Here is a 15,494-nt window from a genome sequence, read left to right as displayed (position 1 = left end):
TTGACTACCTGACGTGAAGTCCGTGCAGGTTCACATGCCCCGAAGGTGTCGCACACCGGCTGAAAGTAGGTAACTGACCACATGCAGTCCCGACGTCGGTAGTTAATCACCGACATTTCGGACGCAGCCGTGATCGGACGGGCATCACCCGTGTCCGAAGAGGCATCACGCGTGATCGGACGGGCATCGCGGTGATGCCCCGTGAATCACGGGTGATGCCCCGTGAATCACGCGTGATGCCTCTTGGCGCACGGGTCAGGTGGCGGGTGGGGCCACCACGCGGAGCTGGAGCATCGCGGCGAACCGCGCTTCCGGGTCGGTCATGTCGAAGCCGCCGACCTCGGCGAGCCGGCGGAGGCGGTAGCGGAAGGTGTTGGGGTGCACGTGGACCGCGGCCGAGGCGGCGATGACGTCGCCGAAGGCGTCGAGCCAGGCCCGGAGCGTCTCGACGAGGTGAGCGTGGTGCTGCTCGTCGTAGTCGAGCAGGCGCGCGACCGGGCCCGTCGGCTGGTCGCCGCGCGCGGCGACCAGGTCCTGCAGCTCCAGCAGCAGGGCCTCGACGTGGACGTCGGCGAGCAGCGCGACGCGGCGGCCCGCGCCGGTGCCCGACCGCAGCACCCGCACCGCGCGGTCCGCGCTGTCGCGGGCTTCGGGCAGCTCGGCCGCGCTGCGCGCCACCGGCCCGATGCCGACGACGGCCCGGACGCGGTCGCCCACCCGGTCCAGGAAGTCCTTCGCGATCCGCAGGGCACGACGCTCGCCGTCGGCGTCGCGGCTCACCGGCACCAGCCCGTACGCCGTGTCGCCGACGAGCGCCGCCGCGCACCGCGGGTGGACCGCGCTCAGGTGCATCGCCAAGCCGTCGGCCAGCCGTTGCCGCTCGGTGGCCAGCTCGGCGTCGGCCAGACTCGTCGCGCCGTGGTCGAGCACGGCCAGGGCCAGCACCATCACGGGCTGGTCGGCCAGGCCCAGGCGGCTCAGCGCCTCCCGCGCGGCCGCGCCGCCTTCGAGGGCCGTGCCGAGCAGGTCGGCACGCAGCCGCCGTTCGACGTCCGCGCCCGCCCGGACGCGCAGCAGGTGCAACGCCGCCAGCCGCGCGGCGTCGCGCAGGGCCCGCGTCCGGTCCTCGTTCAGCGGCTCGCGCACGGCGGCCCAGATCGAGCCGAGCAGCTCGTCGCCCGCGCGGACCGCGACGGCGACACGGGGCAGCGTCATCCCCTCCATGCCCTCGTCCGGCACCGAGACGAAGACCGGGTCGTCGCTGCGGTAGAGCTCGCGGAAAATCCCCCGCTCGGCCAGGCTGCGCGAGAACCGCTCCGGCACCTGCCGCCCGAGAACGGTCTCGACGCGTGACGGGTCGGCTTCGTCCTGCCGTCCCGAGAAGGCCAGCACCCGCGAGCGGCGGTCCTCGATGGTCACCGGCGCGTCGATGAGCGCCGCGATCGCGTTGGCCACGGCGAACAGGTCACCCGACGGCAGCCCGGCGAGGGTCTGCGGTTCGGCGTCGCCGACGTCGCCCTCGGCCAGCAGCGACCGCAGCATCGCGGCGAGCTGCGCCCACGACGCGCCGCGGGCGAGGCTCAGCAGCGCGACGCCGGATTCCTCGACGGCGGCGGTGATCGACGCGGTCACGGTGACCGGCGCGCGCAGCACGAGCCCGGCCGCGTCGTGGCGGGCCAGGGTCCGCAGCTGCCGCACGATCTCGTCCGGTTCGGCGAGGCCGACGCCCAGCACGAGGGCGTGCTGCGGGAGGGCGGGCTCGTCCAGCGGGTCGTGGATGGCGACGCCGCCGATGCCGCCGGGGCGGTCGGCGTCCCCGAGCACGAGGTCCAGGAGCGTGCCGCCCAGGTCGTCGAGGACGCGGCCGAGGCCGGCGTGCGGGCGCAGGTTCACCGAAACGAGCACCTCCCGAAGCTAGGCCGGACGCCGCCAGCCTAGTTCGTCGGAGGCCACGAATTCAGCATCGGGATTTGTCGTTCGCGACGAACTCCTCCCGCCACAACCCCGTGACTAGATCAGTTTCGCGGCCACGTTGTAGGCCTCCACCTGCAGCCGCGCGCCCGGCACCCGCCGTCGCGGCTCGACGCGGACCGTGCGGCTCTCCCCCGGCAGCAGCCAGAAGTAGTTGTCTTCGTAGCGGGTCGGCAGGACGCGGTCGGTGCCGTTGCGCTCGCGCAGCGACAGCCGGATCATCGCCGCGACCGTCTTGCCGTCGTTGCGGACCGCCGCCGTGTACGCGTCGCCGTCGGCCTTCACCGACGACGTCAGCCGCGCGCCCGGGAGCTGGTTGAGCGCGCGCATCGCCGTGTCGCTCCGGTAGCGCCAGTACGTGTTCTCCGACAGCACCGCGCCGCGGGCGTCGGTCAGGGTCAGCCGCAGCAGGTGCAGGTCCGGGTGCCCCGCGTCGAACGGCACGGTGAACGCCGGAGCGCCCACGTTCGCGGCGACGTCGAGCTTCTGCTGCCGAGGCGTACCGAGGCCGGTGCCGTCCAGGGAGAACAGGCGCGCGGTGACCGTCACGCCGCTCAACGCCGCCGGCGTGTGGTTGACGACCCGGACTTCCCACGTCGTCAGGTCGGCCTGGACGTGCCGGGCCTCGCAGCCCTTCCGCGCGCCGTAGTAGCTGCCGTTGACGTCGAGGTCGTAGTCGTAGGTCTGCCAGACCGTGCTGTGCCAGGCCGGGTGCGACATCCACAGCAGCACGCCGGTGGCGTCGGCCCACAGCTTCGTGTTCCACGCCTCGAAGATCGCGCGCATGCTTTCGTAGTTGACGAACTGGGCCTTGCGGCAGAACTCCGCCAGGCTCGTCGACGGCGCGAGCCGCGCGTCGATCGCCGCGAGGTAGCTCTGCGGCGACTGGTTGCCGGCGGTCGACCAGTCGTGCAGGAACCAGGGCGCGCCGATCGGCCAGCCCTCGTCGCCGGGACCGACGAGGGTGCGCATGCTCTCGACGACCGACACCGTCGGCAGGCCGATCTCGCTCCAGAACCCGTACTTCCCGCCGGTCGCTTCGCCGGTGAAGTACCGTTTCGGGTCCTGCCAGTAGTAGGGCCCGTCGCCGGTGATCACGCCGCCCGCCGAGTTGCCCTGGTAGAGCAGGTCGGTGTTCGTGTGGACGAGGTCGCGCAGCGCGGTGTCGATCACCGCCGGCGGGGTGCCCTCGTTGCAGCCGAACCAGACCGTCGCGCACGCGTGGTGGCGGTAGCGCAGCACGGTGTCCTTCGCCTGCGCGAGGAAGATGTCGTGGTTGGCCGGGTCGGTCGACCAGCCGTCCCAGAACTCGTTCCACAGCAGGATGCCGTACTTGTCGCAGGCGTCGAACAGCTCCGGCCGGTAGGACGAGCCGACCCAGTTGCGGATCAGCGTGAAGTTCATGTCGCGGTGCATCGCGACGACGGCGTCGGCCCGCTCGGCCGGCATCCGGCGCAGCAGCTCGTCCCAGCCCCAGCTGCCGCCGCGGGCGAAGATCTTGACGCCGTTGACGAGGAACGTCAGCGGCTTCGCGCTGTTGTCGACCGAAGCGGCGTCGGTCCAGGTGCCGCCGTCGGCCGAGACCTGGATCTTGAACGTCGCCGCGTAGGCGGTCTCCCAGGTCAGGACCACGCGGTCGAACGCCGTCGCGGCACCGAGGTCGACCTGCAGCCACTGGTTGTCGTCGTAGCTCGACGTCCAGCGCGTGTTCGGGTCGCCGTCGAACGCGCGCTCCGGCGGGTTGCCGTCGGCCACCGACGACGAGGTCCCCGGCTTTCCCTGCGCGAGGTCGGTGCCGGCGTTCCTGCTGTCCACCACGGACATCGTCCAGAGCGAGAAACCCCAGCCGGTGGCGCGCTTCAGCCCCTGCATCCGGACGTACCGGGCGGTCTGCGGCGCGAGGTCCACGGTCTGGGTGGCGCGGCCGTCGGAGATGACGATCGGCTGGTCGTACTGGTAGGTGACCTGGCGCAGGCCGATCTTGACGGTCCGGCGGTCGCTCGTCGCGGCACCGATCGCCGCGGTGAGGGTCAGGTCGTACAGGTTCGGGTCGCCGTAGCCGTTGGGCCACCACAGCTTCGGGTTCTTCACCTGCTGCGCCGGGAACACGACGTCGGTGCTCTGGCCGGCCGGGACGGTGACCGTGCTGGTGACGGTGACCGGCCCGAACGCGGCGGTGACCTTGACGCGCTGGGCCGTCGCGGCGGCGTTGCGGACCGGGACGGTCAGCGTCACCACAGCCGTGTTCGCGTCGGGGACCGTCGTGTCGACCCGGACGTCGCCGAGCACGGCGGCGCCGGTCGAGCGCAGGCGCACGTGGTCCCAGATGCCCGACGCGCGGTCGCGGACCGCGGGCATCCAGTCCCAGCCCGACACCGCGAGGTAGGTCGGCGAGTTGTCGAACATCGTGCTGCCCGCGTCGACCCACGAGCTGCCGTTCGAGCCCTTGTCGCCGGGGCTGCCGGGCCGCGGCATCGGCGAGATCTTCACGGCGAGCGCCTGGTCGCCGGTGCGGCGCAGGGCGGCCGTGACGTCGTAGGCGCCGCGGCCGAACGGGTGGCTCTGCGTGCCGATCTCCGCGCCGTTGAGCCAGATCTGCGCTTCGTGGTTGACGCCGTCGAACTCGAGCCAGACGTGCCGGCCCGCCGAGGTGTCGAGGCCGCGCGGGAGCGAGAAGCGGCGGCGGTACCACCAGGCGTGGCGCGACAGCGCTTCCGGGACGTGGAGCTGGTTCATGCCGGACACCGGGTCCGGCAGCTGCCCCTGCTCGACCAGCGACGCCAGGACCGTGCCCGGGACGGTCGCCGGCAGCCAGCCGCGGGTGTCCACAGTGGATGCCGACAGCGCCTGGCCGTCCCCGGACGGCGCCCAGTCGTCCATGGTGAGGACCCAGCCGGACTCGAGCGGCACCGTGCCGTCGGGTGCGACGGCGAGCGCGGGCGGGTCGTCGTGCGGGCGCACCGGGAAGCTGGTCCAGCCGTGCACCGCCGGCCGGTTCTGCGGGCCGGTGCCGAAGACCTGGAACCCGTTGAGGCCCAGCGGGTTGGTCGTGGAACGGCGCGATGCGGTGAAACGGACCCAGCGTGCCGTGACGGCCGGCAGCGGGATCGTCACGACGCCGCCGGTGCCCGTGTCGGTGTGGTGCACGGTGCGCCAGGCCTTGCCGTCGCCCGAGACGTCGAGGTCGAACGCCGTCGCGTAGCTGGACAGGATTTCGGCGCCGCTGGTGTGACTGCGCGACGCGGTGGCGTCGAACGCGGGATCGCCGGGCTGGGCCTCGAAGGTCAGCACGACCGAGTCGATCCGGCACTGCCCCTGCAGGTCGACCACGATCCACTGGCCGTCGCCCGGCGCCGCGCGCCAGCCGGAGCCCTTGACGCCGACCTGGGCGAGGCCGTCGACGGCGAACTCGGCCGGGGTCGCGGCGTAGTCGGTCGAGGACACCTGCACGGGCCGGAACAGGGCGAGGTCGGTCTTCGGCGCCTGCGCGTCGGCGGCGGCGGGAGCCGCGGAGGCGACGCCGGGCAGGAGGGCGGCGAGGCCGAACCCGGCCAGCAGCCCGCTCCCGGCGGCCAGGACGTGCCGGCGCGAAACGGCGGCCACCTCCGCGGGCTCGACATCCGCGGTGATGCCGTACTCCTCCGCCATGCGGACTCCGTTCTCGACGCGACGGCCGAGGGGCGCCGCTGGAGGGATGACAACGTTGCCAGGAAGCTTCCGCCGTGCGCGCCGGGAGCGTCAAGAAGACAAGGAGGACAAGAATTCGGAATAATGACATCGATGTCTGCCGCCGGTTCCGGCGTGCACCACTCACCGGTGCTGGTTAAGTTTGCATCGACTCTGCAGCGAACCGGTCCGGGAGGTCCGATGGTCCAGGTCGAACGCACCATCACCGTGCGCACGCCCGTCGAGCGCGTCGCGGCGTACCTCGCGGACTTCGCGCACACGGAGGAGTGGGACCCGGGCACGGTCTCGTGCACCCGCACCGGCGACGGCCCGATCGTCGTCGGTGCGGAGTGGCACAACGTCTCGGAGTTCCGCGGCCGCCGCACGGAACTGGACTACCGCCTGACCCGGCGCGCGGCGAGCCGCGTGACCTTCGTCGGCGAGAACAAGACGGCGACCTCGACGGACGACTTCGGCCTGACGGCGGGCCCGGACGGAACGACGGTCCGCTACCGCGCGACGATCGTGTTCCACGGCTGGGCGAAGCCGGCGGGCCTGCTGTTCAGGGGCGAGTTCGAGCGGCTGGGGGACGCGCTGGTGCCGGAGCTGACCCGGGCGCTCGAGAACCTGGACTGACCGTCCGCGGGCGCGACCGAAGTGCCCGGCCGCGACCTTCCGCGCGCCCGAACGCCAGCGGGAGACCGGAACGCCCGCCCTCGAACCCGCCGCGCGCCCCACCACCAACAGGCGACCACCCGGCCCAAACCACCGCGCGCCCGAAAGCCTGCGGGCGGCCGCAACGCCCGGGCTCACCCCTCCGCGTGCCCGACCGCCAGCTCGACCGCCGTGGCCAGGTCGTTCGCGCGCGGGAAGCCGCGGTCGCCCAGGTGGGCCCAGCCCGGTCCCGCCGTGCCGACCGCGCGGCCGAGGTCGCGGACTCGGGTTGCGAGCAGGTCGTCGGCCGTCGGCGCGGCGAGGGACCACAGCAGCACCAGCACCGGGTCGAGGCGGGCCGCCAGGTCCGCGACCGTCTCGGCCGGGACGAGCTGGCCGAGGTAGACCACCGGGACGCCGGCTTCGGCGAGCGTCGCGCGCAACGCCTCCATCGGCAGCGAGTGCCGCTCGGCGGGACAGCACGCCAGCAGCACCGGGCGGCCCGGCACCGCCGCCGGGAAGCGGCGGCTGAACCGCTCGAACGCCAGCGAGATCTCGGTCGACAACGTCCATTCCGAGGCGAAGCAGAAATCGCCGCTCTGCCACCGGTCGCCCAGGCCGCGCAGGACCGGGGCCAGGACGTCGGTCCAGGTGGCGGCCGGGCCGAGCGTGGCGAGGGTTTCGTCGAGCAGCCCGGCGACCGACGCGGACCGCAGCTCCTCGGCGGCGTCGGCGAGCTCGCGGACGCGGCGGGCGGCGGGCACCGCGGGCGCTCCGGACGGCGCACCCTCGAACGCCGCGGCGGCGGCTTCCCGCACGGGCATCCCGCGGGCGACGAGCCGTTGCATGTTCTGCAGGCGCCGGACGTCGGCGTCGGAGTAGCGGCGGTGGCGCCCGGCACCCCCGCCCGACGGCCCGATCCCGTACCGCGCGCTCCAGCTGCGCAGGGTCACCGGCGAGACGCCGAGCAGCTCGGCGACCTTGCCCGGCGCCCAGGCACCCGCCCCGGGCGGCACGTCGGGGTTCGTCGGTTCCACCGCTTCCTTTCGCGTCGCGGACTGGTCGCAGCCTAGCGACGGCCACGCCGCCCGACGGGCCACGACACGATGATCGCGCGTCCACCCGGTGATCACCGGGTGAGAGGGAAGCGCCGGGCGGCACGGGGGACGCGGCGGCGGGGCGTCGGCCTGCCGCGTCCCCTCGGCGCCGCCCGGCGCCGGGATCCGGCCCGCGTCAGCCGGATCCGGACGGCCGCGGGGTGTGGCGTCCCGCCACGGCCGGCGACGTTCCCGGCTAACCTAACCCCGATCGCAACGGTTGTGCATCGTTGTCCCCCGGATGCCGCACACAACCACCCGGCCGAAGGAGTCAGCCCGGGGCGTCGTGGGTACCACTGGTGTCGAGGACTGATCTGGAGGCATTCCGATGACCGAGCACCGCACCCCGCCGAGCTTCGCCACGACGACCGACGACGGGCTCGTGACCGTCCGCTGCACCGGCGACCTCGACCTGGCCACGACGCCTCGGCTCCGCGACGCGCTGCTGACGCCGTTCCGCGTCGGCGCGAAGGCGGTCGTCGCCGACCTCACCGCGACGACGTTCTGCGACTCGACGGTCTTCAGCGTCCTCGTCGAGGCTCACCGCGACGCCCTGGACCAGGAAATTCCGTACGCCATCGCGGCGGCCGAGGTGGCCGTGCTCCGGCCACTGACGCTGCTCGGGCTGGCCACCGTGCTGCCGCTGCACACCGACCTCGCCGCCGCCCGGGCGGCCGTCGCCGGGACCCGCATCGCGTCCTAGCCCGGCGGGAGCTCGTCGTCCAGCACGGCCCGATGCGTGCGCCGCAGTTCTTCTCCCGGCTCGACACCCAGCTCCGCCGCCAGCCGGTCGCGGGTCCGGCCGTAGACGGCGATCGCCTCCGCGCGGCGGCCGGTCGCCTGCAACGCCCGCATCAGCAGCGCCGCCCAGGGCTCACGCAGCGGTTCCAGGGCGAGGACGGCCGACAGCTCGTCCGCCGTTTCGGCGTACCGGCCCAGCCGCAGCTGCAACCGCGCTTTGCGGGTCCACAACGCGCCCCGGCGCTCGGTCAGCCGCAGCCGCTGGCCCTCCGCGAACGGCCCCGGCAGCCCGGACAGCGGCTCGCCGTGGAACAGCCCGAGCGCCGCGGAACACGACGTGACGGCCGCCGCGAGGTCTCCGGCCGCCTCGGCGGCACCGGCGTCCGCGTCCAGTTCCGTCAGCCGGGCCGTGTCGAGCCGGACGCCGTCGCCGTCGAACCGGTAACCGCCGCGCGCGTGGCCGATCACCGAGTCCGGGGTCCGTTCGCCGGGCCCGCGCAGGCACTTCCGCAGCCGGTGCACGTACACCGGCAGCACCCGGCCGCCGGTGCCCGGCGGCTCCAGCCCCCAGACGCCGTCGAGCAGCTCGGTCTGGCTCACCGTGACGCCGCAGCGCAGCACCAGCGCCGCCAGCAGTGCCTGCTGGCGCACCGGGCCGAGGTCCAGCGGCGTGCCGCCGCGCCACGCCCGCAACGGGCCCAGCACCGAGAACCGCAGCCCCGGCCCCCGAGCCGGCTCCACGACGACCGGCGGCACCGGCGCGTCGTCCACAATGGACGTCCGCGGGGTGACGATGCCGTGGTCGAACGCGTACACGACGGCCGCGGCCCGGTCGCGCAGGCCCAGCTTGGCGAAGATCCGGCTCAGGTGGCTCTTCACGGTCAGCTCGGAGACGATCAGGGACGCGGCGATCTCGGCGTTCGTCAGCCCCGCGCCCGGCCGCCCGCAGGACGTCCAGCTCGCGCGGGGTCAGCAGGCCCGGCGGCGGGCCGGCGGGTTCGTCGGCGGGCGCGCGGCGGAAGGTCGTGAGGACGCGCGCGGTCACCGCCGCGTCGAGCCAGGCGTCGCCCGCGGCGACCGCGCGCACGGCGCGGATGAGGTCCTCGGCGGGCGAGTCCTTGAGGATGTAGCCGACCGCGCCCGCGCGCAGGACGCCGGCGAGCAGCTCGTCGTCGTCGAAGGTGGTCAGGGCCAGCACGGGCGTCCGGCCGCCGATCCGCCGGGTCGCCTCGATCCCGTCGACGTGCTTCATCCGCAGGTCCATCACGACGACGTCGACGTCGGCGGCGGCCAGTGCGGCGGGGACTTCCGAGCCGTCGCCGCACTCCCCCGCGATGACGAACCCGTCGCGCGGGCGCAGGATCCGCCGCAGCCCGGACCGCACCAGCTCCTGGTCGTCGACGAGCAGGTCCTTGACTTCGCCGGCCGTCACGGCGCGGCCCCCGCGGGCAGGCTGACGGCCACCACCCAGTCCGTCCCGTCCGGACCCGCGCTCAGCTCGGCCCCCAGCTGGCCCGCCCGCGCGGACATCCCCTTGAGGCCCGAGCCGCCCGGGCCGGCCGGCCCGCCGGCGGGGAGCCGGTTGCGGACGACCAGGCGGGCCCCGGCCAGGCCGACGTCGAGCCGCATCCGGGCCGGCGCGCCGGCGCCGTGCTTGGCGATGTTGGCCAGCGACTCCTGGGCGATGCGGTAGAGGCCGAGCCCGGCCAGGTCCGGCACCGCGGCGAGGTCGCCGGCCTGTTCGTAGTGGACCTCAAGCCCGGCGGCGCGCGTGCGGTCGACCAGCGCGGCGATGTCGCGGACGTCCGGCAGCGGGCGGGTGCCGGACGGCGATTCGGCGAGCAGCCCGACGGTCCGGCGGATGTCGGCCATCGCGGTCCGTCCGACGCGTTCGGCCTCCGCGAGCCCTTCGAGGGCCTCCTCGACGTCGCGGTCCTGCTGCAGGGCGTGCCGGGTGCCGGTCAGGTGCAGCAGCGTGATGCTCAGCGAATGGGCGACGACGTCGTGCACCTCGCGGGCGATGCGCTGGCGTTCGGCGAGGACGGCCTGGTCGCGGACGGCGTCCCGCGCGGCGCGCTCGGCGTCCAGCGCCCGCACGTACCAGCGCATCATGAACCCGCCGCCGGTGCCCAGCAGCACCGCCGCGACGTAGACGGGGAACCCGACCAGCCCGACCCACGCGGCGGCCACGGCCAGCGTGGCGACGCTCGCCGCGGCGACCGAGAACGCGACCACCGGCCGGGCGATCGACGCCGTCTCGGCCGCGAGGACGACGAGCACGACCGGCGCGAAGTCGGGGACGGCCGGGTCGGACAGCAGGATCGCGACGGCCGCGAGCACGGTGAGGGCCTTGAGCCACGGCGGCACGATGGCGCCGGTGACCGCCCAGACGACCGCCGTCACGACCGCGAGGAGCCCGGCGAGCGCGATCGGCTGGGGTGGCACCAGGGCACCGCGCTGCGCGACGGCGGCCACGGACAGGATCGTGCCGAAGGCGGTGACGCCCACCGGAACCCACCACGGGAGCGCGATCCCGGCCTGCCCGAGGCTCGCCTCCAGGCGGGCCCGGACCGCGCTCACCACCCTCCCCCTCACGACGTCCAGCCTAGGAAGCGCGCCGCGCGGGCGCATCCCGCCCGGGGAGGAAGATGACGTTCACCCGGATTTCATCGGCCCAGGTCGGTCCCCCGCAGGTGCCCCGCACGATCGAGTGGATCACCGAGCGCCGGGCCTGACCTGCCGCTATCGTCCCGCCCGGAGAGTCCACAGTGGACAGGGGAGGTCCCGTGCGCGTGACCCATGCCGCGCTGGCGGCGCTGGCGGCCTGCGGGCTCGTGGTCCTTTCGGTGCCCGTCGTGCGGTCCGCGCACGCCGATCCGCTGCCCGGCGGCCTGGGGCCGTGCGTGCCCGGGACGTGCCCGGACCCCTACCCACCGGTCGGCAACGGCTCGTTCGCCGGGCGCGACAACGGCATCAACGTCTTCGTCGGCGGCGGCATGCGCGTCACCGGCAGCGCCGCCGAAGCCGAGGGCCGGGTGGTCGTCGGCGGGGACTTCACGCTGCGGAAGACGTCCGGGTCCTCGATCTACAACGTCGGCGTCGCCGGGGTCGGCTCCCGCGTGCCGCCCCCGGACGGCGCCGACTTCCTGACCGTCGGCGGGGACCTGGCGGTCGCCGACGGCCAGCGCCTCGACGCCGTCGGCGACTCGGCCGGCGGCGTGGTCCGCCACGTCGGGACGGTCACCGGCACCGTCATCGGCAAGCTCGTCCACGACCCGGCGGCGATGCGGCCGTACGCGGACCTGCGCGCGCAGCTCACCGCCGCGAGCCAGTGCTACGCCCGGACCGACGGCGCGCCGCGACCGGCGACCGGGACCGTGCGCAACCAGGGCTACCAGACGCTCTTCACCGGCGACGGCAAGTCGGCCCTGCAGGTCTTCACCCTCGACCAGGACATCGCCGGACCCGGCGGCAGCACGCAGGGCATCGCGTTCACCGGCATCCCCGACGGCGCGACGGTGCTGGTCAACCTCACCGGCGCGACCCGGACGATCAACACCTACAGCGGCACCCTCGACGACCGCGACCCGCTCAACCGCCTGCGCCCCCGGCTGCTGTGGAACTTCCCCGACGCGACGGCGGTCCACCTCATCGGCAGCGGCATGTTCCAGGGCAGCGTGCTCGCGGGCAACGCGGCCGGCACGACGACCGTGACGCTGCCGGGCACCAACGGCCGCTTCTTCACCGCGGGCAGCCTGGTCCACGGCTCGAGCGCCGGCCAGGGCAGCGGCCAGGAATTCCACGCGTACCCGTTCGTCGGCGAGCTGCCCTCGTGCCGGGAGAGGCCCGAGCCGCCCACGACCACCCCGACCACGACGACCACCACGCCGACCACGAGCACTACGCCGACCACGAGCACCGGCCCGACCGCCACCACGACCCCGACCACCTCCACGACCGCGCCGACCAGCCCCACCTCGACCACCGGAACCACCACCGGCGCCACGACCACTCCGGCGAGCACGACCACGTCGACCTCGACGGCGTCCTCCACGACCACGTCGACACCGGCTCCCGGCCCCGCGCCGACCACCCCGGGCGGCACCGGCGGCCTGCCGGACACCGGCACCGACGTCGGCCCGGTCCTCGGCCTCGGCGCGCTCCTGCTGACCGGCGGCACGGCCCTCCTGCTCCTCGTGCGGCGCCGGCGGACCTGATGTCGTCCATAGTGGACGCACACGGCGGGTTACGAACGGACATAACCGCGCCGTAGCACCGCGGTAATGAACCGTCGTTACCTTCCCGGGCTATGGTGGCTGTGCAGCGGGCGCTCCCGCGAGGTGATCAGGTGCCGGCGGAATCGAAAACCAGGGCAACGGCGCTGCCGGTGCTCGGGGCCGTGCTCGGCGCCGCCGCTTTCCTGCTGGTACGCGAAAGCCTCACCGACGACGCCTACATCACCCTCGCCTACGCGAAGAACCTCGCGGTGCACGGCGAATGGGGCCTCATCCCCGGCGCGCCCGCGAACTCCGCCACGTCGCCGCTGAACGTCCTGCTCCTCGGCGCGCTGACCTTCTGCACGCGGGTGGCGGGCGGCCCGCACCCCGTCGTCGCGCTCGGGATCCTGACCGTCCTCTGCGGCGGCGTGCTCGGCTGGGCGTGGCAGCGCATCGGCCGGAAGCTCGCGCTGCCGCCCGCGGCCGGGGTGCTCGGCGTAGCGCTCGTGCTGCTCAACCCGTTCGTGCTGTCCGCCATCGGTCTCGAAGTCCTCCTGATCCCGGCCGTCCTGCTGGTGCTCACGGTCTTCGCGCTCGAAGGACGGCCCCTCCCGTTCGGCGTCGCCGCCGGGCTGGCCGTTCTCACCCGGCTCGACCTCGTCGTGTTCGTCGTGGTGATGGCGCCCGCGATCCGGCGCCGGCTGTTGCCCGCCGCCGGCGTCGCCGTGCTGACCGCCGCGCCGTGGTTCGTCGTGAGCTGGGTCGTCTTCGGCTCGTTCGTGCCGGACACGCTCGCGATCAAGCAGACGCAGGTGGGGGTGTTCGCGCCGTGGACCTACACCACCGGGCCGGTCATGTACTACCTCGGGCAGCCGGTCACCGTGCTGGTCACGTTCGTTCCGGCGGTCCTGGGCGTGGTCGCGCTCGGCGCGTGGGCCGCGGCGCGGTTCGCCGTGCGGTGGCCGGAGTTCCCCGCGCTCGGCCCGGTCGCGGCCCTGGGCGCCGGCGGCGTCCTCTACTTCGTCGTGTACTCGTTCCTCGACGTCGGCCCGTTCCACTGGTACTACGTGGCTCCGGTGACCGCGACGGGCACGTTCGCCGTCGCCGCCTTCGGCACCTGGTACGCCCAGACGCGCCGGCGGCCGGCCCTGCGCCCCGGTCCGCCGCTGCTGTCCCTCGGCCTCACCGGGCTGCTGGTGCTGGGCGCGGCGGCGATCGACGTCGCGCAGGGCGTGCCGTGGCCGTCGCCGGTGATCTTCGGGAACTGGGCCAGTGCGCAGGACTACGCGCGCGTGGGCAAGGCGCTCGGCGCGCGGCTCGACGGCGCGAGCGTCGCCAGCCCGGGTGAGATCGGCACCCTCGCGTACTACTGCGAGTGCGCCATCATCGACGAGTTCTCCGACCGCGGCCACGCGAAGGAGCTGGTCCGGCAGCGGATCGCGGCGGCGGGCCCGCTGACGAGCCTCGCGTTGCGGGTGAACTACCACTGGCTGGACCGCTCGATCACCCCGCGCAAGCCCGACTACCGGCTGCTCTACGGCGCGGGCCCGGCGACCGGCCCGGACAGCTGGGAGGTGTACTCGGCGGCGAAAGGCGTCGGCCACTTCACCCTGGTCCGCGAACCGTGACGGCCACCGAACAGCGGGAACTCACCGCCCCGGCACGGCTCTGGGTGCTGCCCGGCGTCGTGGCCGCGCTGTCCGCCCTCGTCTTCGCGCTGGTCCGCCCGCACCTGGTCGACGACACCTTCATCACGCTGTCCTACGCCCGCAACCTCGCCTTCCACGCGCACTGGGGCCTCATCCCGGAGGAGACGTCGAACACCGCGACCTCGCCGCTGAACGTGCTGCTGCTCGCGGCTCTGACGCTGGTCCTGCGCGACGCGGTACTGGCCGCCGGGGCGCTGTTCGTCCTCTGCCAGGTCGCGCTGGTGCTCGCGCTGCGCCGGGCCGGCGACCGGGCGGGGCTCCCGGCGTGGTTCGCGCCGGCCGCCGTCGCGCTGCTCACGGTGAACCCGCTGCTGTTGTCGTCGATCGGGCTCGAGGTCGAGCTCGGCGCGGCCGGCGTCGCCTGGCTGCTGGTGTACGCCGGGGAACGGCGGCCGGTCGCCGTCGGCGTCCTGACCGGCCTGCTCGCCCTCGTCCGGCTCGACCTGGTCGTGATCGCCCTGGTGATCTTCGTGCTGCGGGCCCGGTTCTGGGAGAAGGCCTGGCAGTCGGTCCTGGCGGCCGCGGCCGTCGCGCTCCCCTGGTTCGCCTTCAGCTGGGTGGTGCTCGGCTCGGCGGTGCCGGACACGGTGATCATCAAAACGCTCCAGAAGTCGTGGGGCGAATGGGACTTCGGAAACGGGCCGGGGCTGTACGCGAAGAACTTCCCGTGGGCGACCCTCGCGGCCTTCCTCCCGGCCGGGCTCGCCCTGCTCGCGTTCGCGCTCTGCGCGGCGGACGCCCTCCGGCGAGGCCCGCTGTGGGCGCGGGTGCGGCCGTTCGCCCCGCTCGTGCCCGCCGGGATCGCCCACTACCTGGCCTACACGCGGCTGCACGTCCCGCCGTACCACTGGTACTACGGCCCGAGCCTGGTCGTGCTGACCGTCTTCCTCGCCGCCGCGACGGCGGCCGTGGTGCGGGTGCCGGTGCGCGTCGGGGCCACGGCGGCGGTCGCCGGGGTGCTCGCGCTCAGCGTCGTCACCTACGTTTCGGACGGCCTGCCGCGGCGGTTCGCGCCGCTGATGTCCAACCACGACGCGACCGCGGCCTACGAACGCATGGGCCAGCAGCTGGGTGCGCTGGTCGGTGGCGGCACCGTGCGCAGCGGCGGCGAGATCGGTGTGCTGGCCTACCGCTGCGGCTGCGCGATCGTCGACCTCTTCGACGACCGCGGCGCGGTCGGCCCGGCGATCGCCGCGCGGAAGGAGCAGCTGGGGCTGCTCGGGCGCAAGCTCGTCGACGAGAACTTCCGGTTCTTCGACTACGGCGAACGCCCGATCGTCACCGACTTCGCACTGGTCCACGGCGACCCGCCGCCCGGAGCTCTCGCCCACTGGACGCTGACGTCCCCGTGGGCGGGAACCCAGCGGCTCTACCTCGTCCGGGGCAACGGGGCCTGATCTTCGCGCTCATGTGAGCAATCACCCGGAAACTCGCCGAAG

At 74.0% G+C, this 15,494-nt stretch carries 10 protein-coding genes and 1 pseudogene; 5 read left to right on the top strand and 6 right to left on the bottom strand.

Translation table 11 applies throughout. The features are described 5' to 3' along the window. Window positions 1–255 precede the first annotated feature (255 nt). The gene (locus tag ACWEN0_RS29645; RefSeq protein WP_451980618.1) at window positions 256–1,905 is read right to left on the bottom strand and encodes a PucR family transcriptional regulator; all 1,650 of its coding nucleotides are present in this window, start codon (window positions 1,903–1,905) and stop codon (window positions 256–258) included. A 105-nt stretch (window positions 1,906–2,010) separates the two neighbouring features. Next, entirely contained in the window at window positions 2,011–5,619 is a 3,609-nt protein-coding gene (locus ACWEN0_RS29640; protein WP_451980615.1) for a discoidin domain-containing protein, read from the bottom strand. Between the two features lie 219 nt (window positions 5,620–5,838). On the opposite strand from ACWEN0_RS29640, the gene ACWEN0_RS29635 reads away from it, so the two are divergent. Continuing rightward, window positions 5,839–6,273 (top strand): SRPBCC family protein, encoded by a 435-nt coding sequence (locus ACWEN0_RS29635; protein ID WP_451980612.1) that lies wholly within the window; start codon window positions 5,839–5,841, stop codon window positions 6,271–6,273. 173 nt (window positions 6,274–6,446) lie between these two features. Here the strand turns inward: ACWEN0_RS29635 and ACWEN0_RS29630 are convergent, their stop codons facing one another. Continuing rightward, window positions 6,447–7,328, bottom strand: coding sequence for a MerR family transcriptional regulator (locus ACWEN0_RS29630; protein ID WP_451980609.1), 882 nt, complete (start codon window positions 7,326–7,328; stop codon window positions 6,447–6,449). Between the two features lie 388 nt (window positions 7,329–7,716). Between ACWEN0_RS29630 and ACWEN0_RS29625 the strand changes: the two genes are divergently transcribed. Further along, window positions 7,717–8,091, top strand: coding sequence for an STAS domain-containing protein (locus ACWEN0_RS29625; RefSeq protein WP_451980606.1), 375 nt, complete (start codon window positions 7,717–7,719; stop codon window positions 8,089–8,091). On the opposite strand, the gene ACWEN0_RS29620 is transcribed toward ACWEN0_RS29625, so the two are convergent. The 3 genes and pseudogenes from ACWEN0_RS29620 to ACWEN0_RS29610 form a co-directional block, all read right to left on the bottom strand. Beyond that, the gene (locus tag ACWEN0_RS29620) at window positions 8,088–9,008 is read right to left on the bottom strand and encodes a BTAD domain-containing putative transcriptional regulator (RefSeq protein WP_451980603.1); all 921 of its coding nucleotides are present in this window, start codon (window positions 9,006–9,008) and stop codon (window positions 8,088–8,090) included. The two genes, ACWEN0_RS29625 and ACWEN0_RS29620, sit on opposite strands and share 4 nt — an antisense overlap. 262 nt (window positions 9,009–9,270) lie before the next feature. Next, window positions 9,271–9,513, bottom strand: a pseudogene (locus ACWEN0_RS29615) (response regulator); the annotation flags it as partial. A gap of 44 nt (window positions 9,514–9,557) precedes the next feature. Continuing rightward, window positions 9,558–10,724, bottom strand: coding sequence for a sensor histidine kinase (locus ACWEN0_RS29610; protein ID WP_451980600.1), 1,167 nt, complete (start codon window positions 10,722–10,724; stop codon window positions 9,558–9,560). Between the two features lie 191 nt (window positions 10,725–10,915). Between ACWEN0_RS29610 and ACWEN0_RS29605 the strand changes: the two genes are divergently transcribed. The 3 genes from ACWEN0_RS29605 to ACWEN0_RS29595 all read left to right on the top strand — a co-directional run bounded on the left by ACWEN0_RS29605 (window position 10,916) and on the right by ACWEN0_RS29595 (window position 15,452). Then, on the top strand, window positions 10,916–12,346 hold the full coding sequence (locus ACWEN0_RS29605; protein WP_451980597.1) for a choice-of-anchor A family protein: 1,431 nt from the start codon (window positions 10,916–10,918) through the stop codon (window positions 12,344–12,346). Between the two features lie 131 nt (window positions 12,347–12,477). Then, a complete protein-coding gene (locus ACWEN0_RS29600; protein WP_451980594.1) occupies window positions 12,478–13,974 on the top strand; it encodes a hypothetical protein in 1,497 nt (498 codons plus the stop codon). Beyond that, complete coding sequence (locus ACWEN0_RS29595; protein WP_451980591.1) at window positions 13,971–15,452, top strand: hypothetical protein; 1,482 nt, start codon at window positions 13,971–13,973, stop codon at window positions 15,450–15,452. Before ACWEN0_RS29600 ends, ACWEN0_RS29595 begins: the two co-directional genes overlap by 4 nt. The last annotated feature ends 42 nt before the right edge of the window (window positions 15,453–15,494 follow it).

Source organism: Amycolatopsis sp. NPDC004378, from assembly GCF_053602455.1.
This window is presented reverse-complemented; position numbering and strand designations above follow the sequence as displayed.